Source organism: Paraburkholderia sp. JPY419 (assembly GCF_050435705.1).
In the GTDB taxonomy this organism is placed as follows: Bacteria; Pseudomonadota; Gammaproteobacteria; order Burkholderiales; family Burkholderiaceae; genus Paraburkholderia; species Paraburkholderia youngii.
Genome location: NZ_JBNDKV010000001.1, coordinates 1,175,020 through 1,200,228, shown reverse-complemented (window position 1 = coordinate 1,200,228; position 25,209 = coordinate 1,175,020). Strand labels below are relative to the sequence as shown.

Sequence of the window (25,209 nt, the reverse complement as noted above, 5' to 3'; positions counted from 1 at the left end):
ACCGAGGAGAATGAGGATGCAGCGTGTCAAGGACAAGATAGCCATTGTGACCGGAGCCGCGTCGGGCATCGGCGCGGCCTGTGCTGCGAGACTCGCGGATGAGGGCGCGCTGCTCGTCGTGGCGGACCTCAATCTCGAAGGCGCACAGGAGCAGGTTCGTCGCATCAAGGAGTCGGGCGGCCAGGCAGTCGCGGCGCGTGTCGATATCGGCGACGAAGGTTCGATCGACGCGATGTTCGAGTTGACGCTCAAGAGCTGGGGCGGCCTCGATATCCTGCACAACAACGCCGCGGCCACGTCGCTTTCCAGTACCGTCGATGCGGCGGTCGAGACAGTCGACGTCGCTGTCTGGGACGACACGATGCGCATCAATCTTCGCGGCACCATGCTGGCTTCCCGGCGTGCACTGCCGCTGATGCGGGCACGTGGTGGCGGTTCGATCATCAATACCTCGTCGGGTTCGGCTCAGGCGGGTGCTCTGGGGTATAGCGCATATGGTGTCTGCAAGGCCGGTATCGAGAACCTGACGCGCTACATCGCCGCGCAGCACGGTAAGGAGGGAATACGCTGCAACGCGATTGCTCCCGGCCTGATCGTCACTCCGGTGACCCAGGCGTACTACGCGGGCGTGCTCGGGGAGATGATGTTGAGCCACCATCTGACGCCGCGGCTCGGGCAGCCCGAAGACATTGCGCATGCGGTGGTGTATCTCGCTTCGGATGAAGCGGCGTTCGTCACCGGCCAGGTGTTTAACGTCGATGGCGGGCTTCTTTCGCACCAGCCTTACTATGCGGACGAAATCCGTGCGCGCTCGGCGGCGACGACTAACGTTGCGAAGGGGGCGGCATGACGACGGATTCCGGTCTTCATGCGCGTATCGAGCGCATCGAGGCGCAGCTTGCTATACAACAGTTGCCGGTGCGATACGCGCTTGCGGTCGATTCGCGCGATCTGGACAGTCTGGTGCAACTGTTCGCCGAAGACGTCAACTGTGGCCGATGGGGCGTGGGGCGCGCGGCGCTGAAGACCTTCTATGGGTCCGAGCATATTTTGCGCGGCTTTTACCGCAGCATTCACCAGATCTGCGGCCACACAGTCGATTTCATCGACGCCGACCATGCAACGGGAAGCGTCTATTGTCGCGCGGAGCATGAGGACAACGGTGCGTGGGTGGTGATGGCCATCTGCTACTTCGACCACTACGTGCGGCGCGATGGGCAATGGTACTTCGAGCGTCGCGACGAACAGCACTGGTATTCGACGGATTGGCTCGAGCGCCCCGGTGCGCCGCGCTTCCAGAACTGGCCCGGCAAGTATGAAGGCGACCGGTATCAGCCGCGCCTTCCACAGAGTTTTCCTACGTGGGCAACCTTCTGGAGCGCGAGCGAACAGCACGCCATCGACGCTTTGACGAAGGCGCCGTAAGCACGGCAGCGTCCGCGGCTCTTGCGCGTTACAGCGCGGCTTCTCCACGCAAGAGCACGTCGGCACCGCCGTCGGCGAAGGGGACTTGACCCACCATGTAGCCATTGGCTGGACTCGCAAGGAATGCGAGGAGCGGCACGATCTGCTCGGCGGTGGCGTAATTGGGCACGACGGTGGGCACGCCGGCGGCAAGCGCCTCGCGACCTTCGGCAGTTTCCAGCAGCGGCGCGACCATCGGCGTCTTCACGACGCCCGGCGCGACACCATTGAGCAACACGCCCTTGTCAGCCCAGCCGGGCAGCACCGCCGTGCGCCGTATCCACTGGGTCAGCGCGCGCTTGGATGACGCATAGCCTTGTGCGCCGATCTTTGCAGCTTGCTCGCGTGCCGCGGCTTCGTTGCCGTCGAGGCATAACTCGACGAGGCGTGCATCGACCGGATGAAGCGATGCGAGCGATGAGATCACCACGGCGCGTGGCTCCCTTGCGCGATGCAGCAGCGGCAACAGGCGTGGCAACAGATCGGTAACGCCGAAGTAATTCACCGCCACCAGCGTGTCGCCGGGCACCGGCGGCGACACGCCGGCGCAGGCGACCACCGCATCGATCGACGGTGTGATCTGCTGTACGCGCGCGACCAGCGCTGCGCGCTGCGCCGGGACAGTGAGGTCCGCGCAAACTTCCGCATCGCGGAGGTCGACGCCGATCACCCGTTCGCCGAGCGCGGTCAAATGCCGGGCCAGCGCCGCGCCCATGCCCGATGCGGCGCCGGTGATCAGCGTCGTGCGCGGAACCTTCATGTCCGTCACGCTTACGCAGCCACGCCGGGCAGATGGACGACCAATCCGTCCAGCTCCGGCGTCACGAAGATCTGGCATGTCAGACGGCTGTTTTCGCGCACGTCCATCGCACAGGTGAGCATGTCGACTTCATAGGATTCGGCCGCTGGCATGTGGCTGCTCCAGGCCTCGTCGACGTACGCATGGCAGGTTGCGCAGCTGCAGCTGCCGCCACAGTCGCCGAGAATGCCGGGGATCTGGTTGTTGACTGCCGTCTGCATCACGGAATCGCCAACGGTGGCGCTCACGGCGGCTTCGCTGCCGTCCGGCTGAATGAATCGAATGAGCGGCATGGCTTCTGAACCTCTGAAAAATTAGTTGGACTGGGGAAGCAGACTCTTCAACGGGATCGATTCGTCGGCGAGATCGGCCGCGCGGACTGGAATCTTCTCGGCAACGAATCGCTTGGCCAGCACGAATTCGGGCACGCGACTGACCGTATCGGCTGCGAGCATCACGCCGTCTTTCAGATAAAACGCAGAGAACGAGCGGGTATCGGGATTGCCGCGCAGCACGAACTCGTCGTAGCCGTGGGACAAGCCGACCATCTTGAGCTTCAGATCGTATTGATCGGACCAGAACCACGGCACGCTATTGTAGACGCGCTCCTTGCCACACAACGAGGCAGCCGCGGTGCGGGCCTGCTCCAGCGCGTTGGGCACCGACTCGAGCCGCAGGCGCCGGCCGAGCGAAGGGTTGGGGTGGTTGGTGCAATCCCCGACCGCGAAAATATCCGGATCGGACGTGCGGGTGTATTCGTCGACCACGATGCCGTTGTCGACGGCCAGCCCGGCTGCTTCTGCAAGTTCGGTGGCGGGCTCCAGTCCCACGCCGACGATGACGAGATCCGCGGCGACGCGCGTGCCGTCCGCGCAGCACACGGCCGCGACCGCGTCGCCCGACGCGTCGAGTTCGAACTCACTGACGATCGCGTTGGTGCGGATGTCGACGCCGGCCTCGCGGTGCACTTTCTCGTAGAACGCGGAAAGCTCGGGCGCCGTGACGCGCGCGAGGACGCGTGGCAATGCTTCGAGCACGGTGACGTGCAAGCCGCGCTTCACGGCTACGGCAGCCACCTCCAGTCCGACATATCCGCCGCCGATGATCACGAGGCGCGAGCTGGCATGAAACTGGTTTCGAATGCGCGCGACGTGATCGAGCGTGCGAAGGTAGTGAAAGTTCTGCAGCTTCTCGATCGTTTCGATACCGGGCAACGCCAGGCGCCGCGCGCGCCCGCCGGTAGCCAGAACGAGTTTCGTATAGCCGATTTCGCTGCCGTTGGAGAGCGTGACCCGTTTCGCGTCACGGTCGATGCGTTGCCCGCGCACATTCGGAATGAACTCGACACGCGCTTTGTCGTACGTCGACAGCGGTTTCAGGTAGAGCTGCTCGGCGGTCGATTCGCCCGACAGAAATGCCTTGGAGAGCGGCGGCCGTTGGTACGGCAAGTGGGATTCCTCTCCAACCATCACGATGCGCCCCGTCCATCCCTGTTCGCGAATCGCGGTCGCGCATTCTCCCGCTGCGTGACCCGCCCCGACGATCAGTGCGGTGTTCTCTGCGTCTCCAGCTGTCATGAAGCCAACTCCATCTCATACGGCCACAAGTTCGCTGCGGCCAGAAACTGCGAATAGTGTTCTAAATTGTGAACGAGCGTCGTTGCTGCTGTCAATGCTCATGAACCCCGCTGAGCCGCCGTGGAGCTGACCATTCCTTCGATGCCGCCAACCGCGAAACGGATCAGGTAGGTGCGCATGCGCTCGATATGCGCCGTCGCGAGTGCCCGTGTTCGGGATCGCGCTTCCTGCGCGTAAAGCTCGTTGAGCACGAGATGAAACACGGACTCGACGAAATGCTGCACCAGTTCGACGGTCTCCCGGGTGGCATGAGGAAGCGCGTTGGCGAAGGCGTCACGATAGCGCGCGGCCGCCGGCGCGTATTGGTCATAAAACGGCGCCGTGAGGTCGGGGCGCTCCAGAAGGCAGCCAATCTGGGTCAGCAGGCGCAGGTAGTTTCGCCACCCCGGATCGCCGCTCGTCAGATGCGCGAAAGCCGGTGCGGAAAGTGCGGTCACGATCGTCTCGACATCGGGACGCTTGCCTCGCAGCGGCGCGAGTCCGGCCTCGAGCGATTCGATGACCTGCCGGCTGATCACGGCCGCCCGACGGCCGATCGCCTGTTGAAACAGCGCATCTTTGCTGCCGAAGTGGTAGCGCGCGAGGCTCAGCTCCATGCCACAGCTCTGCATGATGTCGCGAATCGACGTGCCGAAGTAGCCGTGCATCGCGAACAGCCGCTCGGCCGTATCGAGAATGCGCTCTGGCGTCGTGCTGCGCGCCGTGGCGCGCGGCTCATTGATGGCAGTCGCCGGGCTGCTAGCGGCGTGAGTGGTTCTGGACGGCATGGTTTCCCTTTTCATGGCGGGTGCGGATCGGACAGTGCGCGACCCCTTTCAGCGAATGATAAAACGATCTTGCACATTCGTGCAAAATCGAACATAGTTCAGCTATCGGCACGTCGCTACCAGGCAGAGGTGCCTTTAAATGAACGATTAATGGAGACAGGTACCATGGCGGGCGCGCTGCAACTCGAGGACTTCGACGATCCCACGTTCAACCCCTTTTTCGAGGATTCGCTCGCTTTCGGCGCCGATCCCAACCCGTATCCGCGGATTGCCGAGCTCCGCGAGAAAGGCTCGGTTCAGAAGGGCGACTACCGTGTGCTGATGGGCGCGGCAGCGGATCTCACGATGTCGGATGTTGCGCATTACTGCGTATTCGGATACGACGAGGTAGCGCAGGTGCTCGGAGATCCGGTCACGTTCTCGAACAAGTCTTACGAGCGCAATATCGGCATCAGCTTCGGACGCAGCATCTCGACGATGGACGCGCCCGAGCACCCGCGTTACCGCCGCATCTTCCAGAAGGCCTTTTTGCCGCACACGGTGGCAGCATGGGGCGATACGCTGGTCGATCCGGTCGTGAACGAACTGATGTCGAAGTTCATCGATCGCGGACATGCGGATCTCGTCAACGAGTTCACGCTTCACTATCCGTTCAATATCATCTATCGCCAACTGGCATTGCCGCCGGAAGACGTCAAGATCTTCCACAAGCTGGCGATCGCGCAGACGCTGGTTTCGATCGATGTGGCGCATGGTGTGGAGGCGTCGACGAAGCTGGGTGCTTATTTCGCTCGACTCGTCGAGGAGCGCCGCCGCAATCCGGGCGACGATCTCGTCAGCTCGCTGGCCATCGCGGAAGTCGATGGCGAGTTGCTGCCGGACGAGGTCGTCATTTCGTTCCTGCGCCAATTGGTGAATGCGGGCGGTGACACCACGTATCGCGCAACTAGCGTGCTGCTGCTCGCGCTGTTGCGCGATCCCGCGCAGCTCGAAGCGGTGCGCGAGGATCGCACGCTGGTCGCGCAGGCGATCGAGGAGGCTCTGCGCTGGGATGGCCCCGTGTTGATGCAATCGCGGATGGCCTCGCGTGACGTCACGCTCGGCGGTGTGGAGATTCCGGCGGGCGCATTTCTCGACGTGTTGGCGGGAAGCGCCAATCGCGACCCCAGCCGCTTCCCCGATCCGGACAAGTTCGACATCTATCGAAAGCCTGCGCACCGGCACTTCGCATTCGCGTATGGCCCGCACGTATGCATCGGCCAGCACCTTGCGCGCGTGGAAATGACGCGCGCGCTCAACGCGATTCTCGATCGCCTGCCCAATCTTCGCCTCGATCCGGCCGCGGCAGCTCCACAGATCAATGGAATCATGATGCGCGTTCCGCATTCGATTCCCGTCGTCTTCGGCTAACCAGAACAGCGCCAGCCTCGCGTGTCGTGGACGAGGCTGGCCGACAAGGCACGTGTGACGGGCCAGCTCACGAGGTAGAGCTGGTCCGCACGCACGGACGGTGGAGAACGCATAGATGATCGAGTTTGACTTTATCGTGATTGGCGCCGGTGCCGCAGGTTTGCGTGCTGGCCAATCGTCTTTCGGAAAGCGGGCGCCATTCAGTGCTGCTGATCGAGGCAGGTCCGGAAGATCGCAATCCGTTGATCCGAATGCCTAAAGGCTTCGGAAAGCTGCTAGGCGATCCAGCTCATGCCTGGTTCATTCCGGTGCAGCCCGATGACGGGAACGGGCATCGCAACGAGATCTGGCTGCGCGGCAAGATGCTCGGTGGTTCCAGCAGCATTAACGGCATGGTGTATATGCGGGGTCATCCCGAGGACTACGACGGATGGGCAGAGCTGGGTGTCGAGGGATGGAGCTGGCAGAATCTGGCGCCGTGCTTCCGGCGCATCGAGGATCACGCGCTCGGCGCCGATGAGCTACGAGGCGAGGGTGGACCGCTGAAAGTGTCGCAGTACGCGCAGCGCAATCGTATCGGCGACGCCGTGCTCGAAGCGTGCCGGTCGCTCGGCGTGAGGCGCGTTGAAGACATCAACCGGCTCGATCATGAGGGCGTGGCCTATCTGATCTATACGATCCGCAATGGTCGCCGGCAAAGCTCGGCCGAAGCCTTTCTGAAGCCTGCAAGGAAGCGCAAGAATCTGACCGTCGTTACCGGCACGCAAGCCGCGCGAATCGTGTTCGACGGCACGCGCGCCGTCGGTGTCCAGTGCGAAAGCGCGGGGCAGCAGATCGCTTACCGGGCGCGCCGCGAGGTCGTGCTGTCGGCGGGCGCGCTCGAGTCGCCGCGGCTTTTGCAGCTTTCGGGCATTGGCGATCCAGTCCATTTGCAGTCGCTCGGCATTCCTGTCGTGGCGGCGAATCCGGGTGTCGGACGGAACATGCGCGAGCACTATCTGTATATGGTGCAGGCGCGTCTGCAGCATTGGCGCGATTCGCAGAACCGGCAGTTCAGCGGCATGCGGCTATGGCGTAACGCGATGCAGTATTTTCTCTTCCGCCGTGGCGTGATGTCGCTCGGCTCGTATCAGGTGGGTGGTTTCGTCAAGACCGCGCCCGATGCGAAGCGTCCCGACGTTCAATTGATGATGGCGCCGTACTCGATGGATTTCGGCGCGGCGGGTTACGCGTTCGAGTCGTTCCCGGGCATGCAGCTCTTCAGCTATCCACTGCGTCCACGCAGCGAGGGGCACGTCAGGCTCCAGTCGTCGGACCCGCGCGTGCCGCCTGAAGTCGTCGCGAACTACCTTGCCGATCCGTACGACCAGCAGATGGCCGTCAATGCGTTCCGGCTCATGCGCAACGTGCTGGCCGCCGAGCCGCTCAGGAGTCTGCTGGTGGGGGAGACACGCCCCGGCCTCGACGTCCAGACCGATGACGAAATTCTTGACCTGTACCGGCGCGACGGCCAATCCGGTTTTCACGCATGCGGCACTTGCAGGATGGGCTCGGACCCGCTTGCCGTACTCGATTCGCGGCTGCGCGTGCGCGGTGTCGAAAGTCTGCGCGTGATGGATCTGTCCGTCACACCCACGATGATCTCCGGCAACACGAACGGCCCGATGATGGCGATGGCATGGCGCGCCGCCGGGCTGATCCTGGAGGATGCGCGATGAGTCGCCTCGAAGACTATCGCGGACGCTTCTCGAATATCGAATTCGAGCGACGCGACGGTGTTTTGCAAGTCCGCCTGCATACGGATGGCGGCCCGCTGAAGTGGGGCGCACTCGAACGCAGCATTCACAGCCAGCTAGGCGAGGCGTTCTATCAGATCGCACGCGACCTCGACAATCGCGTGATCATCCTGACCGGAACCGGCGATTCGTTCTGCGACGCGATGAATTACGCCGAGTTGCCGGCGGAGCCGCTTTCGCAAGTCTGGCCGCGCTTGCAACGCGAGGGGCAAGACTTGCTGATGCAACTGCTGGACATTCCGGTTCCGGTTATCGGCGCGATCAACGGGCCTGCGCATATTCATGCCGAGCTGCTGGCGCTGTCCGACATCGTGCTCGCCTCCAGCCACGCAGAAATCTCGGATCAGGCGCACTTCATTCACGGCGTCGTACCCGCGGACGGCGTGCAGATCGTCTGGCCGATGCTGATCGGCCACAACCGCGCCCGCCACTTTCTGCTCACCGGCGAGCGCATCAGTGCGCAACGCGCGTGGGAGCTTGGTGTAGTCGGCGAAGTCGTCGCGCCCGACACGTTGCTCGAACGCGCCTGGCAAATCGCGCGCGAAATCGCGGCGAAGCCGGTCGAAACGTTGCGATACACGCGCGCGGTCTTTACGCAACCGTTCAAGCGTCGCATGGTCGCCGAACTGGGCTATGGGCTGGCGCTCGAAGGGCTTGCCGGTATTGCCGCGCAGTCTGGCAGAACGTAGCCCGTCAACGCGACATGTTCACAAATGGGAGACCCGATATGACATTGGCAGTGCAAGCATCAACGCAGCGCAGCGCGATCGTTCAGCAGGCGCTCGACCGCGCGACGCGCGAAGGCGGTGAGATCGGCGTGCAAGTGGCGGCTTATCTGAACGGCAAACTCGTGATCGACGCATGGAGCGGCGTGGCCGATCCGTCCACCGGCCGTCCTGTCGATGGCGACACGCTCTTCAATGTCTATTCGGTCACGAAGGCCGTTGCGGCAACCGCGTTGCACATCCTGGCCGACCGCGGCCTGATCGAGTACGACGCGCCGGTGACGCGCTACTGGCCGGAGTACGGCGCGCACGGCAAGGAGAAAACCACGGTGCGCGACGTGCTGACTCATCGCGCGTGCGTGCCGCAAATGCCTGAAGACGTCACGCCGGAGCTGATGTGCGACTGGCACTGGATGACCCGCGCGATCGCGAACCTGGAGCCGCTCGCCGAGCCGGGGACGAAGACGCTTTACCTTTCGATGACGTTCGGCTGGATCGTTGGCGAGCTGGTGCGACGTGCCGATCCGAAGAAGCGCTCACTGGGCCGTTTCGTCCGGGAAGAGATCGCGATGCCGCTAGGCATCGAAGATCTATGGATTGGCATCCCTGACGAAGTCGAACCGCGCATCGCGCGTCTCACGGATGCGATGGTGCCGGCTCCCGCGGAGTACCTGCCGCCGCTATTCCTGCGCTCGATGCCCGAACAGGTTGCATTGACGCCGCAAGTGTTCGAGCGTCCGGACGTGCGGCGCGCGGAAGTGGCGGGTGTTGGCGGGATCTTCAATGCGCGCAGCGAGGCGCGCTTCTGGGCGATGCTCGCATGTGGCGGTGAGTTGGACGGCGTGAGGATACTGTCGAAGGAGCTCGTCGCCACGCTGAATACGCCACGTGCCAATAGCGAAGAGCCCGACCCGGTGATGTTCGGCTTTCCGATTCCGATCACGATCGGCGGCTTCTGGTTCGGCGGCAACCATCCGCCGGTGACGGCGGTGCGTTCGCCGCGCGCGTTGTGCCATCCGGGTCAGGGCAATTCGATCGGCTGGGCGGACCCGGACACCGGCCTTGCCGTCGCGATCTGCCATAACAAACTGTTCAACCCGACCACACCGGAAGAAGACCCACTGCTTCCGATCGCTGCGGCGATTCGCAACGCGCTGGATCTGGAGTGAGCGGCACGATGGTCATGGATATCGCGTATTTGCAGCAATGGACCGGGCGCACGGAGGAAATGCGGGACCACGTCACCCTCACGCCGATGACAGCGCTCGGCGCCGTCCTAGACCGGGACGACCCGCCCGCGGCAGCTGGCGATGAGTTGCCGCCGTTGTGGCACTGGCTCTATTTTCTGCCGGTTCATCGTCAGTCGATGGTCGGGCTCGACGGGCATCCGAAGCGTGGCGGTTTCCTGCCACCGGTCGACTTGCCTCGCCGCATGTGGGCAGGCAGTCAACTGGAGTTCGTGCGATCGCTGGAAGCGGGCAGCGCGATCACCCGACTTTCTTCGATCGAGAGCGTCGCGCACAAGCAGGGGCGCACCGGCGATCTGGTGTTCGTCAAGATCAAGCACGAAGTAAGCGATGCGAATGGCGTTGCGCTCGTAGAACGCCAGGATATCGTGTATCGGGATCATCCGGTTGCTGGCGAGAAGCCGGCGGCGTCACAGGCCGCGCCCGCAGGCGCCCATTGGGCCCGCGAGATCAATCCCGATCCCGTGCTGCTGTTCCGCTATTCGGCACTGACGTTGAATGGTCATCGCATTCACTACGATCGGCCTTACGCAAGCGGCGAAGAGGGCTACGAGGGTCTCGTCGTGCACGGCCCGCTGCTCGCCACGCTACTCATGGACTCGCTGAGATCGGAACTGCCGGGCGCGCGCGTCGGAGCGTTTTCGTTCCGCGCAATCAAACCGGTGGTGGACACTTCGCCTTTCTATGTATGCGGAAAGCGAGACGAATCCGACCCAGGCAAAGTGAGCTTGTGGATCGCTGGTAGCGACGGGTCATTGCGGATGGATGCCACGGCTGTTCTCAGCTGATCGTTGAGTCCGGTCCGCCGGCGGGTACGCCGTAGCCGGACCGGGCGCTGAATTGGAGACTTATGCGTTCGTTTCTTTTTGTGCCGGGAAGCAAGCCCGAAAGATTCGCCAAGGCGCTCGCGGCAGGCGCCGATGCGGTGATCGTTGACTTGGAGGACGCCGTTGCAGACGCGGACAAAGCGTCGGCGCGTGCCCATGTTGCCGATGCGGTACGAACATTTTCGGCATCGCCAGTTTGCGTGCTGTTGCGCATCAATGGCGCTGGAACACAGTGGTTCGACGAGGACCTGTCACTTGCCGCGTTCGATGGGATCGATGGCGTCGTGCTGCCCAAGGCGGAGACGCCGGCTGCGTTGACCGCCGTAGCGGCGGCAACGACGAAGCCAATCTGGCCGCTCATCGAATCCGCCGCGGGCGTCTGGAATGCGTTGGAGGTGGCACGCATGCCCGGCGTGAAGCGGCTGGTCTTCGGCTCGGTCGACTTCGAGCTCGATCTGGATTGCGACGGCTCATGGGACGCGTTGCTGCTCGCGCGTTCGCGTATCGTGCTGGCTTCGCGCGTCGCTGGAATTGAAAGTCCGGTCGATGGCGTCACCGTGGCGATCGACGACGAGCGGCAGCTCGCCGAGGACTCGTCGAAGGCGCGATCGCTGGGTTTTGGCGGCAAGCTGTGCATTCATCCGCGCCAGGTCAAAGCGGTCAACGCCGCTTTCAGCCCGAGCGCGGATCAGATTGCCAAGGCGCGGCGGATCGTCGAAGCGTATGAGCGGGCGGAAGGCGGGGCAGTGTCCGTCGATGGACGGATGGTGGACTTGCCCGTGTTGCTCAAGGCAAGACGTATCGTCAGCGCGTCCGAAAAGGTGCGCGATTCGGCAGAGGGGTGAGAGGTGCGGCGGACTGAGCGCTGCATCGCCCGCGCCGCCACTTCAAGGGGTGACGCGGGAGTGCTGCGATTTGGCTTACACCGGGTCCCACGGCGTGAGCGCCATGGAAGGCACGTTCGGGAAGAAGCTCGCTTCGAACGCCGGCATGACCTGCTCGGCAATCGCTTCGGGCGTCCAGCCGCCGTCGCGATGCAGCGAGCGGATCATCCGGATCTGGTTGAAGAAGTAGATCTCGTTTGCGCGCACGCCGAAGATCTGCCCCGACACCTTCGCGGCATGGTCGGAAGCGAGGTAGACCGCGAGCGGCGCGATCTTGCGCGATTCCATGCGCTTGAGAACTTCGACGCGTGCCTTTTGCTCAGGTGTCTCCGAGGGGATCGAGGCCGTCATCGCGGTCCATGCCCACGGTGCGATGCAGTTCGAGCGCACGTTGAATTTGGCCATGTCGAGGGCAATCGACTTCGACAGACCGACGACACCCATCTTGGCGGCCGAGTAGTTCGCCTGTCCGATGTTGCCGATCAGACCCGACGTGGAGGTCATATGAACGAAGCTGCCGCCGTTTTGCGCCTTGAAATGCGGAGCCGCGGCGCGTGCCACGAAAAACGACCCGTTCAGATGAACGTCGACGACGGCCCTCCACTCATCGAGGCTCATGTTGAAAAACATACGGTCACGCACGATGCCGGCGTTGTTGACCACACAGTCGATGCGGCCGAACGTGTCCAGCGCGGCCTGCACGATCTTCTGCGCGGAGTCCCATTCGGCCACGCTGTCCGTGGAAGCAACCGCTTGGCCGCCGGCCTCCTTGATTTCCGCGACGACGCGCTGTGCGGCGAATTCGCCGGTTTCGGCGTTGCGACCGAGGTCGTTGACGACGACCTTGGCGCCGTTCGCCGCGAATTGCAGCGCGAAATCGCGCCCGATGCCGGCACCCGCACCCGTTACCATTACCACCTTGTCCTTGACGAAATCGCTCACTCTTGTCTCCGTTCTATACAGGCGTTGATGTTGAAAAGCTCGCCCACGTATAATAACAAAAACTGAACGCCGTTGCGGAATATGAACGATGTTGCTTTGGCAGCGAGTGCCTGGTGGTTCATCCATTCGAGGGCTACAAAATGAAAGGAGACACGCAATGAACGACATGAAAGGCTGGACCGTGCCGGACCATGTTCCGCGGGAACTCGTGGTCGATTTCGACTATATGAATCCGCCCGGTGCCGAAGACGACGTCCATCGGGCGTGGAAGACGCTGCATACGGGTCCCGATATCGTCTGGTCTCCGTACTATGGCGGCCACTGGATCGCCACCCGCGGCGAAGACATCGAGGCGATGCAGAAGGACCATACCCGTTTTTCGCATCGCAGCGTCAACATCCCGCCGCTCAATGAAACGCAGCTCGTGCCGCTGGAACTCGACCCGCCCGAACATACCCAGTACCGCAACCTGATCGCGCCCGCTTTTCTGCCGCAAGCTATCGCGTCGCTGGAAAACGACGTGCGCAGCCTCGCAATCGAGCTGATCGAAAAAATCGCTCCACGCGGCGAATGCGAGTTCGTGTCGGAGTTCTCGAAGATCCTGCCGATCGTGATTTTCCTGCGTCTGGCCGATCTCCCGTTGAGCGATCGCGGACAATTGCTCGAATGGGCGGAATGGGCCGTGCGCGGCAATGTCGAGCAGCGCAACGAATCCCAGCACCGGCTGATTGGCTATATTTCCACCTGGGTGGAAAAGCGCAAGGCAGAGGCGGGCGGCGATCTCGTCAGCCTGATCGCGAACGCGCAGATCGACGGCAAACCGATCAGCCCTGAGCGGATGTTCGGCATGTTTATCGTCGTGCTGTTCGGCGGCCTCGATACCGTCGCATCGATGATGGGTTTCATCGCGCGCTTCCTCGCGGAGAACCCGGCTCACCGGCGCCAGCTAATCGACAATCCTGAACTGATGGTTTCGTCAGTCGATGAAATGATTCGTCGCTTTGGCGTGGCGAACACCGCGCGGCTCATCACGCAGGACATGGAATACAAGGGCATCCAGTTCAAGAAGGGTGACCAGATTCAACTGCCGAACTCGCTCTTTGGCCTCGACGACCGGAAGTTCAGCGATCCGCTCGCCGTCGACCTGACGCGCAAGCCAGTGCTTCACGCGGCGTTCGGCAACGGCCCGCATCGCTGCCCGGGGTCGTTCCTTGCGCGTACGGAGATCAAGGTTTTTCTGCAGGAGTGGCTCAAACGCATTCCCGATTTTCGTATTCGCGAGGGCGACAAGCCGCGATGCGGTTCGGGCTCCGTCAACGGCATGCTTTATCTGCCGCTCGTCTGGGACGTAGCACCCTGAAGTATCCCACCCTCAACGACTCATCGACGATCATGAAAAAGTGGCAATGTATCTTTTGCGGTTTCTACTACGACGAAGCAGCGGGACTTCCGGCGGAGGGCATTGCGCCAGGCACTCGTTGGGAAGACATTCCGGATGACTGGGCATGTCCTGAATGCGGGGCGACCAAGGCTGATTTCGTGATGATCGAGGTCGAGGCCTAAGCGTTCGGACACGCGCACGGCGTCGAGCCGTGCGCGTCATAGCCCCGGGTCAGGCGCGCTCGAACACGGCGGCAATACCCTGGCCGCCGCCGATGCACATGGTCTCGAGCGCATAGCGTCCCTTTCGGCGCGTCAGCTCGTGCAACAGCGTGGTCATGATCCGCACGCCCGTTGCGCCGATCGGGTGTCCGAGCGATATGCCCGAGCCATTCACGTTGAGCCGGTCGATGTCGTGCCAGTTCCAGCCTTTTAGGACAGCCAGTACCTGGCATGCGAACGCTTCGTTCACCTCGACGAGATCCATCTGATCGAGCGTAAGACCGGTGCGCATCATCAGCTTCTGCACTGCGGGCACGGGACCGATGCCCATCCGTGACGGCTCGCAGCCAGCCGCGGCCCATCCCGTTAGCCATGCCATAGGCTCGAGTCCGAGCTCTTCGAGGCGGTCTTCCGCGACGACGAGGCAAGCGGCGGCCGCATCGTTCTGCTGGCTGGAGTTACCTGCGGTGACCGTTCCGCCCGGCATCAACGCGCGAAGCTTGCCGAGGCTTTCCATACTGGTGTCCGCACGGAATCCCTCGTCTTTGGAAAACAGCAGCGGCTCGCCTTTTTTCTGCGGAACGCTGACCGCAACGACCTCTTCGGCCATATGGCCCGACTCCCACGCTGCCGCGGCGCGCTGATGGCTGCGCAGCGCGAACTCGTCGGCGGCCTCGCGGCTGATGCCATAGTCGATGGCGAGATTTTCTGCGGTCTCGATCATGCCGGAGATATACCCGAAACGTGATTCCGGCTGCGAGCGCTCTCGGCCGCGCGCGAGCCGGTCGTGAAACTGCACGGAGCCCGAGCGGGCGCCCCAGCGCATGTCCGTGCTGTAGTACTCGATGTTGGTCATGCTTTCCACGCCGCCAGCCAGCACAACGTCCGCGGCACCGGTCTGCACCATCATCGCGGCGGTGGCGAGCGCCTGCAGGCCGCCGCCGCAGCGGCGGTCCAGCTGCATGCCGGGCACGTCGACGGGCAGGCCGGCCTGCAGCGCGATCCAGCGGCCTACGCACGGCGTTTCGCTGTTCGCATACGATTGTGCGAAGACGACATCGTCGATGCGAGCGGGGTCGAGCCCTGCACGCCGGATCGTTTCGTTCGCGACGAGTGCACCGAGCTCTTCGACGCTAACGCCGCGCAGGCTGCCACCAAAGGTGCCCACGGGCGTTCGTACAGGGGAGACAATTGCCGCGCGTTTCATGGGACGTTTCCTTGCAAAGTTTGAGGTTGCGGATGCGGCTGCGCTTGCGATCAGGCAACGAGCGTCGCGCTTCCGGTGCGATGAAGGGGCAGGGCGCCCGCCATCTGATCGAGAGCGCCGCGATGATCCGGATGGGCGATCGCCAGCATGCGTTCGCGCCGTTGCCGCAGCGTCAGGCCGCGCAGATCGGCTACGCCGTATTCGGTCACCACGATGGCGGCGTCGCTGCGTGGCGTGCTGACCGGTCCATTCAACGACGCGACGATGCGGCTGGCGCCCTTGCTTGCGGTAGACGGCAATGCGATGACTGGAACGCCGCCACGCGAGCGCCGCGCGCCGCGCAGAAAATCCAGTGCGCCGCCCACCGCGCCCACATACACGCCACCGGCAACCTCGGCGTTGATCTGGCCGCTCAGATCGACTTCCACAGCCGAGTTGATGGCGACGAAGCGCTCGATGCTTGCGAGCACGTTCGCGTCGTGCGTGTAGCGGGTCGAACGGAACTCGACGGCGTCGTTGCGATGCGCGAACTCGTGAATGCGACGGCCGCCCATCATCACGCCTGCAATGGTCTTGCCCGCGTCGATGGTCTTGCGCGCATTGTTGATCACGCCGATTTCCATCAGATCGGCGACTTTGTCCCCGATCGTGCCGGAATGAATGCCGAGGTCGCGCCGATCGCCGAGGCAAGCGAGGATCGCTTCGGGAATCGCGCCGAGGCCGAGTTGAATCGTGGCGCCGTCTTCGATCAAAGCGGCCGTGTGTTGTGCGATCGCCTGATCCGTCGCGCTTGCCGCGCTTGGCGAACTCTCGGGCAGAGCGCGTGATGTCGGGAGAATGAAGTCGATCTCGTCGTCGCGAAGATACCGTTCGCCGTAAGTCCAGGGTGCCTGTTCATTGACCTCCGCAACGATGACGCGCGCGCGCTCGAGCGCAGGGATCAGATACTCATGCGCGACCGACAGGCTATAGCGGCCTTGCGAATCGGGGGGCGCCAACTGCAGCAGCAGCACGTCGATCGCAAGCTGACCCGAGTCGATCATCTCCGGGAACTGCGAATAGTGGCACGGAAGAACGTCGAGCGCGCCAGCCTTGGCCAGTGCGCGGTTGGAGCCGCTGCCGCAGTACGAAACGAAATCGATGCAGTCGGCGTGCTCGGGGCGGCACGTGTCGTAGTTGCTGGCGCCGAGAAAAACCCGGAACGCGCCGACAGCATGCCGTTGCTCGAGCAGCTTGCGGGTGAGCGCAAGAGGCTCCGCGTTCGATTGGCCCCATGTGACAGTGTCGCCGCGACGGATGATGGACGCAAAGTCGATGGCGTCCGCCTCTAGCAGTATGGGCATGATGTTGTTGGCGTCAATTGGCGGCTTGCGCAAAGTCATGCGCTTCGTTGTGCTGCCCCCGCACGGCGCCCGAGGCAACGAGTTCCGCAATCCGGTCTTCGCTGTAGCCGATGCTGTGCAGGACGAGCTCCGCATGCTCGCCCAGTCCCGGAACCGCGAGCGGTGGCGACGCGGGCTCCATGCGGAAATGAATCGGGCTCGCTACGTGGGCGCGTCCGGACGGATCGGTCTGGACCATTCTTCGCTCATGAGCATGTGGATGGTTTAGCGCCTCCGCGGTCGAGAGCACCGGCGCGACGCTGACGTTCCGGCCTTTGAACCAATCGAGCCATTCATCGAGCGTGCGTGTAAGGAATGTTTGCGTCAGGAATGCTCGAACGCGTATCTGGCCTTCACCGGCCGGGCCGGTCGCGTCGGCGACCAGGTCGGGACGGCCGAGCGGCGTAAGAAGGTTGCTGGCAAAACTGTATTCCCGGCCGCCGAGGCAGAGCCATTTCGAATCGGCGGTCTCGTAGGTGCTGAGCATCGCGAGTCCGCTATCGCCCTCGGTCGCTTCCGACGATTGCCCGGCCGGCATGTTGAGCAAACGGCCGCTCAGGTACGGCTGTGCCGTGAGCGCTGCATCGAACAGCGACACGTCGATGTAGTCGCCGCGCCCGATTTCCCGGGCGCGCAGCAGCGCCATCAACACAGCGGACAATGCCGTCAGCGAACCGGCCAGCGCGGCGAGCGACGGTCCCGTGGCAATCGGCATTCCCCGCTCATCGCGCGGCAGCGTACCTGCAAGCGATTGAACTACCGGATCGTGTGCGGGCAATTGACAGAGCGGGCCGGTCTGGCCGAATGCGGTAATCGCGCAATAAACGACCTTCGGGTTCGCGCGGCTCACCGTGTCGTAGTCGATACCAAGGCGAGCAGCGACGCCCGGCCTCGACGATTCGATGACGACATCGGCCTCGTTCAGCAGCTTCAGCGCGACCTCGCGTCCGTCCGGATGCTTCAGGTCGAGGCCGATGCTGCGCTTGCCGCGGTTGATCGCCGCGAAGAAAGCGCCGTCCGTGCCGGGTGCGCCGCGCGTCGGGTCGCCGGTGACCGGTTCGACCTTGATGACTTGCGCCCCGTGATCGGCGAGGTTGGCAGCGAGGAACGGACCCGGCATGAACTGCGACAGGTCAATGACTCGAAGGCCGGTCAGTTTCATGCCAGAGCAGCGCTGAAGCCTAGCTGGCGTTGGGCAATCGCGGCGGCTTCCTTGACGATGCGGGCGATCAATTCCGCGCAGGTCGGCAAATCGTGAATGAGGCCTGTGACGATACCGGCGGGGAAAGCGCCGCCTTCGACTTCTCCCGTAGCGAACGCATCCATCCAGCGCTGTGCTCCGGTCAGTGCGTAAAGGTCCGAGTGCGTCACGTTTTTGCTGCGCTCAAGTTCGAGCGCGGCGAGGCTCACGCTATTCTTGACCACGCGGCTCGGGTCCCCGATCGAGCGGCCCAACAGGACGGTATCGCGCTCGGTCGCTTCCAGCAGACGTTGCTTGATCGCTGGGTGGACCGGCGATTCTTGCGTGAGCATGAAACGCGTACCCATGTTGATGCCATCCGCGCCGAGCGCGAGAGCCGCCATCAGGCCGCGCCCATCGGCGAAGCCCCCGGACGCGAGAATCGGCACCTTGAGCTTTTCGGCTGCGGCGGGAATCAGGATCAGTCCGGGGATATCGTCTTCGCCAGGGTGCCCCGCGCATTCGAACCCGTTGATGCTGACGACGTCTGCGCCGAGCGATTCGGCCTTCACCGCGTGGCGAACCGTGACGCACTTATGCACGACCTTAACGCCATGTGCCTTGAACTCGGCGATGTATTTCGCGGGGTTGCTGCCAGCCGTTTCAACGACCTGGACGCCCTGGGACACGATCGTGCGAACATACCCGTCATAGTCGAGACCGGCATTCGCGCCGAGAACGGTCAGGTTGACGCCAAAGGGCTTGTCCGTGAGCGAACGCACCTTGTCGATTTCGCGCGCGAGTGCATCGGCGCTTGCATGGGTGTGCGCGGAGATGAACCCGAGCCCCCCCGCGTTGCCCACGGCCGCCGCCAGTTCGGCTCGCGCCACCCAGCGCATGCCGCCCTGAATGATGGGATATTGAATGCCGAGTAATTCAGTAATGCGGTTGACATACGGTTTCATCGCGCGCCTGTAATCTGGATAGGGAGTGTGGGTGCCAGAGAAATGCGCCTGACGCGCGTGACCTGGCGTGCTCGGTTTGCCACGATGCGCGTGGCGTTCTTGGTGATTCAACAATCGCGAAACTGGGGTTTGCGCTTTTCGGCGAAGGCTGCCATGCCTTCCTTTCGATCTGCGGTGGCGAAGGTCGAATACGCCATGCGCCGCTCGAACAGGATGCCTTCCGCGAGGCTGGATTCGTAGGCGCGGTTCACACACTCCTTCGCCATCGCCACGACGGGTTGCGAATATCGCGCGATCTCATCGGCCGTTTTCAGTGCTTCTTCGACGAGCGTGCCGACTGGCACGATGCGGCTTACGAGGCCGCATCGTTCGGCCTCGACGGCGTCCATCTTGCGGCCGGTGAGGATCATCTCCATCGCCTTCGATTTGCCGAGCACGCGCGTGAGGCGTTGGGTACCGCCAGCGCCGGGAATGGTCGCCAGCGTGATTTCGGGCAGGGCGAAACGGGCGTTGTCGGCGGCGAGAATGAAGTCGCACATCATGGCCAGTTCGCAGCCTCCGCCCAACGCAAGACCCGCGACCGCCGCGATGACCGGCTTGCGGCAACGCGAGGTGCGTTCCCAGTTCGATGTGATGAACTGGTTCTTGTAGACGTCCATGTACGTCCATTCGTTCATCATCTTGATGTCGGCTCCGGCGGCGAACGCCTTTTCGCTGCCGGTCAGCACGATCGAGCCGATGGCGGGATCGGCTTCAAAGTCGTCGAGTGCTGCCGTCAGCTCGTCCATCAGCTGGTTGTTCAGCGCGTTGTAGGCTTGCGGACGGTTCAGCCTGAGCAAGCCGGCTTTTCCGTGCGTTTCGACGATGATCGTCTCGTAGGCCATGGTTCTTCCTTGAGGGAATGAGGGGCAACGCTGCTCGCGCGTGGTTCGTCGGCGCGCGGCGCGCCCTTCGGGTTACGTCACAGCGTACCGCACGTTGCCAATTATTTGAACGACGTTTATGATTCTGAATGTGAGGCCCGGCTTTGTCAATTGAGCGCGAGGGCAGATTCACTAACGGGAAACACCGCGAGGAGACACTGCATGACTACTCGTCACGAGGACGGACAGATTCGCGTTGAGCAGCGCGGGAACCTGCTTTTGATGGGCATCGACCGGCCGGAAAAGCGCAACGGATTTACCCCGAAGATGTTCCGCGAACTGGCCATGGCTTACACGCAGCTCGAACAGAGCAGCGATATTTTTTGCGGGCTGGTCTACGCCGCAGGGGATCACTTTACGGCAGGGCTCGACATGCCGAAGATCGCGCCATTGCGCCGGGAAGGGAAATCCCTGCTTCCTGAAGGCGAGGTCGATCCGTTCAACTTGCGCGCGCCGCTGCGCACCAAGCCGGTCGTCATTGCGCTCAAGGGAATCTGTTTCACGGTCGCGGTCGAATTGATGCTCGCATCGGAAGTGGCTGTGGCGGCCGACAACTGCCGTTTCTCCCAGCTTGAAGTCAAGCGGGGGATCATGGCAGGTTGTGGCGCGACGTTCCGCATGGTCCAGCGTGCCGGCTGGGGCAACGCGATGAAGGTACTACTTACTGGCGACGAATTCACCGCACAAGAGGCGCGGCACATGAACTTCGTGCAGGATGTCGTGCCCGCGGGGCAGGAGTTCGACCGGGCGCTCGCGATCGCAGAGCGAATTGCGGCGCAGGCACCGCTCGCCGTGCAGGCCACGATGCAGAACGCGCGGGTTTCGCTGGGACAAGGCTGGCAGGATGCTTACGCGACCATTCAGTCGACCCAGCAGTTTCTCTACAACACTGAAGATGCCACGGAAGGTGTTCAGTCCTTCATCGAAAAACGTGCGGCGAAATTTGTCGGCCGCTGATGCATGGCTTCCGGCGCAGCCGGTGCGAATTCAAGGGGACAGTTTGTTATGACAAAAGGCGCGTTGGCGGGTGTTCGCGTCCTCGACCTGAGCCGTATTCTCGCGGGGCCGTGGGGGGCTCAAATGCTGGCGGATCTCGGCGCCGAGGTCATCAAGGTCGAGCGTCCGGGAAAGGGCGACGATTCGCGGCAATTCGGCCCCCCGTTTCTGATGGATCGGGACGGCAAGGCCACGCGCGAGTCGACGTTTTTTATCAGCGCGAACCGCGGCAAGAAGTCGATCACCTGCGATATCTCTACGCCTGAAGGCCAGGCGCTGATCCGCTCGCTGGCTGCACAATGCGACGTGTTGCTCGAGAACTATAAGGTGGGCGACCTCAAGCGTTACGGGCTCGACTACGAGAGCCTCAAGCTGGTCAATCCGCGCCTGATCTACTGTTCGATAACCGGGTTCGGCCAGACCGGACCGTATAGCCCACGGCCGGGCTATGACTCGATTTTCCAGGCGATGGGTGGCTTGATGAGCGTGACTGGAAACGGTGACGACGTGCCCGGCGGCGGCCCTATGAAAACCGGGCCCAGTCTTGCCGACATCCTCTGTGGTCAGTACGCCGCTTCGGCGATCATCGCGGCCCTCTATCATCGCGACGCGGCGCAAGGCGGTACTGGCGAAGGGCAGTACATCGACCTGGCGTTGCTGGACGCGATGATTGCTGCCACATCGCACTATGCAAGCCAGTACCTCGTTTCTGGCCAGATTCCGATCCGGCGCGGTACCGAGGGCAATGGTGGCATGCCGTCCCGCATGTTCCGTTGCGCCGATCGCGACATCATGATCGTTGCCGGCAACAACGAGCAGTACACGCGAATGTGCAATGTTCTCGGGCATCCCGAGCTTGCTACTGATCCGCGATTCAGCGAGATCGCTCTGCGCGTCAAGAATCGTCGCGCACTGGGCGAAGTGTTCGAGCCGCTGATCGTCGAATGGCAGAGCGATGAACTGCTCGCGGCACTCGACGCCGCCGGTGTGCCGGCTGGACCGATCAACAATCTGGAACAGGTGTTCGCAGATCCGCATGTGCAGGCACGCGAGATGTGCGTGGAAGTCGCGCACCCGCTCACAGATCAGGCCGTTCGTATGGTGGCGAATCCGGTCAAGATGTCGGGCACGCCTATCGATTCATACGGCGCGCCGCCGACGCTCGGCCAACATACGGACGAAGTGCTGCGTGACGTGCTCGGTATGTCGCAGCCCGATATCGATGCTCTGCGCGAAAACAAAGTTCTATAGAGCGCGGAAAAGCCTGTGAAGCGCATTCTTCGAGGGTGCGCTTTTTTTATGGATTACCCACCAGTTCCTTGAGGGGTGCATTGCGCCCGAAGGTCGAATGGTTGCTGCCTCCCGCAGCAGGCCTCGTGGGTACGTTCATACCACGCATATGCAACCAGGAGTACTTTGATGCACATTGGAATCCCCGCGGAAACGCGGGCGAACGAAAGCCGTGTGGCCGCGACACCTGAAACAGTCAAGAAATACGTCGCCCAGGGACACACGGTGACGATCCAGACCGGGGCGGGCATTGGCGCGAGCTATCCTGACGAGGCGTACATCGCCGTGGGCGCGCGGGTCGCCGACGCGGCTGCCGCCTTCGGCGCGGACCTCGTGCTCAAGGTTCAGTCGCCAACGCAGAGCGAATTGCCGTTCATGAAGCGGGGTTCGGTGCTCGTCGGCATGCTCGACCCCTTCAACGTCGACAATGCGACCACACTCGCCGCGGCTGGCGTCACCGCGTTCGCGCTCGAAGCCGCACCGCGCACGACACGCGCACAGAGCCTCGATGTGCTGTCCTCGCAGGCCAATATCGCCGGGTACAAGGCGGTGCTCCTGGCTGCGAACCTTTATCCGCGCTTCATGCCGATGCTGATGACCGCCGCAGGCACCGTGAAGGCGGCGCGCGTGCTGATTCTTGGTGCGGGCGTGGCGGGTCTGCAGGCCATTGCCACGGCGCGGCGCCTTGGCGCGGTGATCGAAGCTTCCGATGTGCGCCCGGCGGTCAAGGAGCAGATCGAGTCTCTCGGCGGAAAGTTTCTCGACGTGCCGTTTGAAACCGATGAGGAACGCGAGGCGGCCCACGGTGTGGGCGGCTACGCTCGCCCCATGCCACCTTCGTGGCTCGCGCGCCAGTCGGCGCTGGTGCATGAGCGCGCAAAGCAGGCCGACATCGTCATCTCGACCGCGCTGATTCCGGGCCGCGACGCGCCGACGCTGCTGCCTTCGGAAACCGTGCAGGCGATGAAGCCGGGCTCGGTCGTGATCGACCTCGCTGCGGGACGCGGTCCGGTCGCCGAGCAGGCCACGGGACGGCGCGGCGGCAATTGCCCTCTCACCGAGGCCGACAAGGTCGTAATGCACCATGGCGTGCAGATCTGCGGCTACACGAACCTCGCTTCGATGGTCGCCGCCGATGCCTCCGCGCTCTACGCGCGCAATCTGCTCGACTTCCTGAAGCTGATCGTCACGAAGGAGGGCATCGTCAACATCGATCTCGCGGACGACATCGTCGCGGCTACGCTGCTGGCCCGTGACGGGCAGGTCACGCGCAAGGCATGACGAGAAGGAGAACAGGAATGGAAGTCATCAATCATACGGTCATCAATCTGATCATCTTCGTGCTAGCCGTCTACGTCGGCTATCACGTGGTCTGGAACGTCACGCCTGCTCTGCATACGCCGCTGATGGCCGTGACCAATGCGATTTCGGCGATCGTCATCGTCGGCGCGATGCTCGCCACGGGACTGACCGTGGGCGGGGCGGGCAAGTTCTTCGGCACGTTCGCCGTGCTGCTCGCGGCCGTCAACGTGTTCGGCGGATTCCTCGTCACGCGGCGCATGCTGGAGATGTTCCGCAAGAAAGAGCCGAAGAAGCTCACCGGCAAGGAGGGTGCGTAAATGAGCATGAACCTAGTTACGCTGCTTTACCTGGTGGCGTCGGTCTGTTTCATTCAGGCGCTCAAGGGGCTTTCCAACCCGAGGAGCGCGCGCGCTGGCAATACCTTTGGCATGATCGGCATGGCGATCGCCATTCTCACCACCCTTGCGCTTATCGTGAAGGAGTCCGCGCAGTTCGGCTCGAATCTCGGGCTCGGGCTTGCGTTGCTTTTCACGGCGCTCGTGGTGGGCGGCGGTCTTGGCGCGTATGTCGCCGCGCGCGTCGAGATGACGAAGATGCCCGAGCTGGTCGCGGCGATGCATTCGCTGATCGGTCTTGCTGCTGTCTGCATTGCGTACGCGGTAGTTTCCGATCCCGCCGCATTCGGGCTCGTTGCAGAAGATGCGCCGTATCCGGGCTTCCTGCCATACGGCAACCGCATCGAGCTGTTCATCGGCACTTTCGTGGGGGCGATCACTTTTAGCGGCTCGGTGATCGCGTTCGGCAAGCTGTCGGGCAAGTACAAGTTCCGGCTGTTTCAGGGCGCGCCCGTGGTCTACGGCGGCCAGCATCTGATCAACCTGATGCTCGCGCTCGCGATGCTCGGCTTCGGTGTCCTGTTCTTCCTCACGCAGTCGTGGCTGCCGTTCATCATCATGACGATCATCGCGTTCGTGCTCGGCGTGCTGATCATCATTCCGATCGGCGGTGCGGACATGCCGGTGGTCGTGTCGATGCTGAACTCCTACTCGGGCTGGGCGGCGGCGGGTATCGGCTTCTCGCTGAACAACGCGATGCTGATCATCGCCGGCTCGCTGGTCGGTTCCTCGGGTGCGATCCTGTCGTACATCATGTGCCACGCGATGAACCGCTCGTTCTTCAGCGTGCTGCTTGGCGGCTTCGGCGGCGAGGCTGGCTCAGCGGCAGCGGCTGGCGCGCAGGAGCAGCGTCCGGTGAAAGCGGGCTCCGCCGATGATGCGGCGTTCATGCTGGGCAACGCCGAGAGTGTCGTGATCGTACCGGGCTACGGGCTGGCCGTGGCGCGCGCGCAGCATGCGCTGAAAGAGCTGACCGACAAGCTCGTCGAAAAGGGCGTGGACGTGCGCTATGCGATTCACCCGGTGGCGGGCCGCATGCCCGGTCACATGAACGTGCTGCTCGCCGAAGCCGAGGTGCCCTACGACCTCGTGTTCGAAATGGAGGACATCAACAACGAATTCGGCCAGACCGACGTAGTGCTGGTGCTCGGCGCGAACGACGTCGTGAATCCGGCGGCGAAGAACGATCCGAAGTCGCCGATCGCGGGCATGCCGATCATCGAGGCGTACAAGGCGCGCACGATCATCGTGAACAAGCGCTCGATGGCCGCCGGTTATGCGGGCCTCGACAACGAGCTCTTCTACATGGACAAGACGATGATGGTGTTCGGCGATGCGAAGAAGGTAATCGAAGAAATGGTAAAAAATTGCAGCTAGGGGGCGAGTCATGACGACCGGGACAGGCAACAGTCGCATCGCAAGTACAGACCAGTCAGCAGTAGGAAATATCGACTCGGGCAGGGACGTGC

Annotated in this window: 24 protein-coding genes and 1 pseudogene; 15 read left to right on the top strand and 10 right to left on the bottom strand. The window is 62.9% G+C overall.

Going from position 1 to position 25,209, the window contains the following annotated elements; all coding sequences use genetic code 11:
• The first annotated feature begins 16 nt into the window (after positions 1 to 16).
• Positions 17 to 850 (top strand): SDR family oxidoreductase, encoded by an 834-nt coding sequence (locus QFZ91_RS05560; protein WP_429566524.1) that lies wholly within the window; start codon positions 17 to 19, stop codon positions 848 to 850.
• Complete coding sequence (locus tag QFZ91_RS05555; RefSeq protein ID WP_176378355.1) at positions 847 to 1,425, top strand: nuclear transport factor 2 family protein; 579 nt, start codon at positions 847 to 849, stop codon at positions 1,423 to 1,425. The genes QFZ91_RS05560 and QFZ91_RS05555 overlap by 4 nt, the downstream gene beginning before the upstream one ends.
• Positions 1,426 to 1,453: 28 nt before the next feature.
• Here the strand turns inward: QFZ91_RS05555 and QFZ91_RS05550 are convergent, their stop codons facing one another.
• From QFZ91_RS05550 to QFZ91_RS05535, 4 genes are all read right to left on the bottom strand, one after another.
• The gene (locus QFZ91_RS05550; protein ID WP_429566523.1) at positions 1,454 to 2,224 is read right to left on the bottom strand and encodes an SDR family oxidoreductase; all 771 of its coding nucleotides are present in this window, start codon (positions 2,222 to 2,224) and stop codon (positions 1,454 to 1,456) included.
• Positions 2,225 to 2,235: 11 nt separating this feature from the next.
• Positions 2,236 to 2,556 (bottom strand): 2Fe-2S iron-sulfur cluster-binding protein, encoded by a 321-nt coding sequence (locus QFZ91_RS05545; protein WP_018436097.1) that lies wholly within the window; start codon positions 2,554 to 2,556, stop codon positions 2,236 to 2,238.
• 21 nt (positions 2,557 to 2,577) lie between these two features.
• Positions 2,578 to 3,840 carry an NAD(P)/FAD-dependent oxidoreductase gene (locus QFZ91_RS05540; protein WP_429566522.1) on the bottom strand — a complete coding sequence of 421 codons (1,263 nt, stop codon included), beginning with the start codon at positions 3,838 to 3,840 and terminating at the stop codon, positions 2,578 to 2,580.
• Between the two features lie 98 nt (positions 3,841 to 3,938).
• Positions 3,939 to 4,667 (bottom strand): TetR/AcrR family transcriptional regulator, encoded by a 729-nt coding sequence (locus QFZ91_RS05535; RefSeq protein ID WP_429566521.1) that lies wholly within the window; start codon positions 4,665 to 4,667, stop codon positions 3,939 to 3,941.
• Between the two features lie 165 nt (positions 4,668 to 4,832).
• On the opposite strand from QFZ91_RS05535, the gene QFZ91_RS05530 reads away from it, so the two are divergent.
• The 6 genes and pseudogenes from QFZ91_RS05530 to QFZ91_RS05505 all read left to right on the top strand — a co-directional run bounded on the left by QFZ91_RS05530 (position 4,833) and on the right by QFZ91_RS05505 (position 11,517).
• The gene (locus QFZ91_RS05530) at positions 4,833 to 6,077 is read left to right on the top strand and encodes a cytochrome P450 (RefSeq protein WP_429566662.1); all 1,245 of its coding nucleotides are present in this window, start codon (positions 4,833 to 4,835) and stop codon (positions 6,075 to 6,077) included.
• 115 nt (positions 6,078 to 6,192) lie between these two features.
• A pseudogene (locus tag QFZ91_RS05525) lies at positions 6,193 to 7,795 on the top strand (GMC family oxidoreductase).
• Entirely contained in the window at positions 7,792 to 8,562 is a 771-nt protein-coding gene (locus QFZ91_RS05520; protein WP_429566520.1) for an enoyl-CoA hydratase/isomerase family protein, read from the top strand. Before QFZ91_RS05525 ends, QFZ91_RS05520 begins: the two are co-directional and overlap by 4 nt.
• A 38-nt stretch (positions 8,563 to 8,600) precedes the next feature.
• Positions 8,601 to 9,767, top strand: a complete 1,167-nt coding sequence (locus tag QFZ91_RS05515; protein WP_429566519.1) for a serine hydrolase domain-containing protein — start codon at positions 8,601 to 8,603, stop codon at positions 9,765 to 9,767.
• Between the two features lie 8 nt (positions 9,768 to 9,775).
• Positions 9,776 to 10,633, top strand: a complete 858-nt coding sequence (locus tag QFZ91_RS05510) for an FAS1-like dehydratase domain-containing protein (RefSeq protein ID WP_429566661.1) — start codon at positions 9,776 to 9,778, stop codon at positions 10,631 to 10,633.
• A gap of 62 nt (positions 10,634 to 10,695) precedes the next feature.
• Positions 10,696 to 11,517 carry an HpcH/HpaI aldolase/citrate lyase family protein gene (locus QFZ91_RS05505; RefSeq protein WP_429566518.1) on the top strand — a complete coding sequence of 274 codons (822 nt, stop codon included), beginning with the start codon at positions 10,696 to 10,698 and terminating at the stop codon, positions 11,515 to 11,517.
• Between the two features lie 75 nt (positions 11,518 to 11,592).
• Here the strand turns inward: QFZ91_RS05505 and QFZ91_RS05500 are convergent, their stop codons facing one another.
• Positions 11,593 to 12,498 (bottom strand): SDR family NAD(P)-dependent oxidoreductase, encoded by a 906-nt coding sequence (locus QFZ91_RS05500; RefSeq protein ID WP_429566517.1) that lies wholly within the window; start codon positions 12,496 to 12,498, stop codon positions 11,593 to 11,595.
• A gap of 157 nt (positions 12,499 to 12,655) precedes the next feature.
• Between QFZ91_RS05500 and QFZ91_RS05495 the strand changes: the two genes are divergently transcribed.
• Together QFZ91_RS05495 and QFZ91_RS05490 are read left to right on the top strand one after the other, a co-directional pair.
• Positions 12,656 to 13,858: a cytochrome P450 gene (locus QFZ91_RS05495; protein ID WP_429566516.1), complete on the top strand. Its 1,203-nt coding sequence runs from the start codon at positions 12,656 to 12,658 to the stop codon at positions 13,856 to 13,858.
• Between the two features lie 32 nt (positions 13,859 to 13,890).
• Positions 13,891 to 14,061 carry a rubredoxin gene (locus tag QFZ91_RS05490; protein WP_018436109.1) on the top strand — a complete coding sequence of 57 codons (171 nt, stop codon included), beginning with the start codon at positions 13,891 to 13,893 and terminating at the stop codon, positions 14,059 to 14,061.
• 49 nt (positions 14,062 to 14,110) lie between these two features.
• Here the strand turns inward: QFZ91_RS05490 and QFZ91_RS05485 are convergent, their stop codons facing one another.
• The 5 genes from QFZ91_RS05485 to QFZ91_RS05465 all read right to left on the bottom strand — a co-directional run bounded on the left by QFZ91_RS05485 (position 14,111) and on the right by QFZ91_RS05465 (position 19,718).
• Complete coding sequence (locus tag QFZ91_RS05485) at positions 14,111 to 15,307, bottom strand: acetyl-CoA C-acetyltransferase (protein WP_429566515.1); 1,197 nt, start codon at positions 15,305 to 15,307, stop codon at positions 14,111 to 14,113.
• Between the two features lie 50 nt (positions 15,308 to 15,357).
• Entirely contained in the window at positions 15,358 to 16,650 is a 1,293-nt protein-coding gene (locus QFZ91_RS05480; protein ID WP_429566660.1) for an acetyl-CoA hydrolase/transferase family protein, read from the bottom strand.
• 13 nt (positions 16,651 to 16,663) lie between these two features.
• Positions 16,664 to 17,851, bottom strand: a complete 1,188-nt coding sequence (locus tag QFZ91_RS05475; RefSeq protein ID WP_429566514.1) for a CaiB/BaiF CoA transferase family protein — start codon at positions 17,849 to 17,851, stop codon at positions 16,664 to 16,666.
• Positions 17,848 to 18,834 (bottom strand): NAD(P)H-dependent flavin oxidoreductase, encoded by a 987-nt coding sequence (locus QFZ91_RS05470; RefSeq protein ID WP_429566513.1) that lies wholly within the window; start codon positions 18,832 to 18,834, stop codon positions 17,848 to 17,850. The genes QFZ91_RS05475 and QFZ91_RS05470 overlap by 4 nt, the downstream gene beginning before the upstream one ends.
• Before the next feature lie 107 nt (positions 18,835 to 18,941).
• A complete protein-coding gene (locus QFZ91_RS05465; protein ID WP_429566512.1) occupies positions 18,942 to 19,718 on the bottom strand; it encodes an enoyl-CoA hydratase in 777 nt (258 codons plus the stop codon).
• Positions 19,719 to 19,919: 201 nt separating this feature from the next.
• On the opposite strand from QFZ91_RS05465, the gene QFZ91_RS05460 reads away from it, so the two are divergent.
• From QFZ91_RS05460 to QFZ91_RS05440, 5 genes are all read left to right on the top strand, one after another.
• The gene (locus QFZ91_RS05460; protein WP_429566511.1) at positions 19,920 to 20,714 is read left to right on the top strand and encodes a crotonase/enoyl-CoA hydratase family protein; all 795 of its coding nucleotides are present in this window, start codon (positions 19,920 to 19,922) and stop codon (positions 20,712 to 20,714) included.
• A gap of 48 nt (positions 20,715 to 20,762) precedes the next feature.
• The gene (locus QFZ91_RS05455) at positions 20,763 to 22,004 is read left to right on the top strand and encodes a CaiB/BaiF CoA transferase family protein (RefSeq protein ID WP_429566510.1); all 1,242 of its coding nucleotides are present in this window, start codon (positions 20,763 to 20,765) and stop codon (positions 22,002 to 22,004) included.
• 168 nt (positions 22,005 to 22,172) lie between these two features.
• Positions 22,173 to 23,324 carry a Re/Si-specific NAD(P)(+) transhydrogenase subunit alpha gene (locus QFZ91_RS05450; protein ID WP_429566509.1) on the top strand — a complete coding sequence of 384 codons (1,152 nt, stop codon included), beginning with the start codon at positions 22,173 to 22,175 and terminating at the stop codon, positions 23,322 to 23,324.
• Positions 23,325 to 23,341: 17 nt separating this feature from the next.
• Positions 23,342 to 23,662, top strand: coding sequence for an NAD(P) transhydrogenase subunit alpha (locus QFZ91_RS05445; RefSeq protein WP_018436118.1), 321 nt, complete (start codon positions 23,342 to 23,344; stop codon positions 23,660 to 23,662).
• Positions 23,663 to 25,117 (top strand): NAD(P)(+) transhydrogenase (Re/Si-specific) subunit beta, encoded by a 1,455-nt coding sequence (locus tag QFZ91_RS05440; RefSeq protein ID WP_429566508.1) that lies wholly within the window; start codon positions 23,663 to 23,665, stop codon positions 25,115 to 25,117.
• The last annotated feature ends 92 nt before the right edge of the window (positions 25,118 to 25,209 follow it).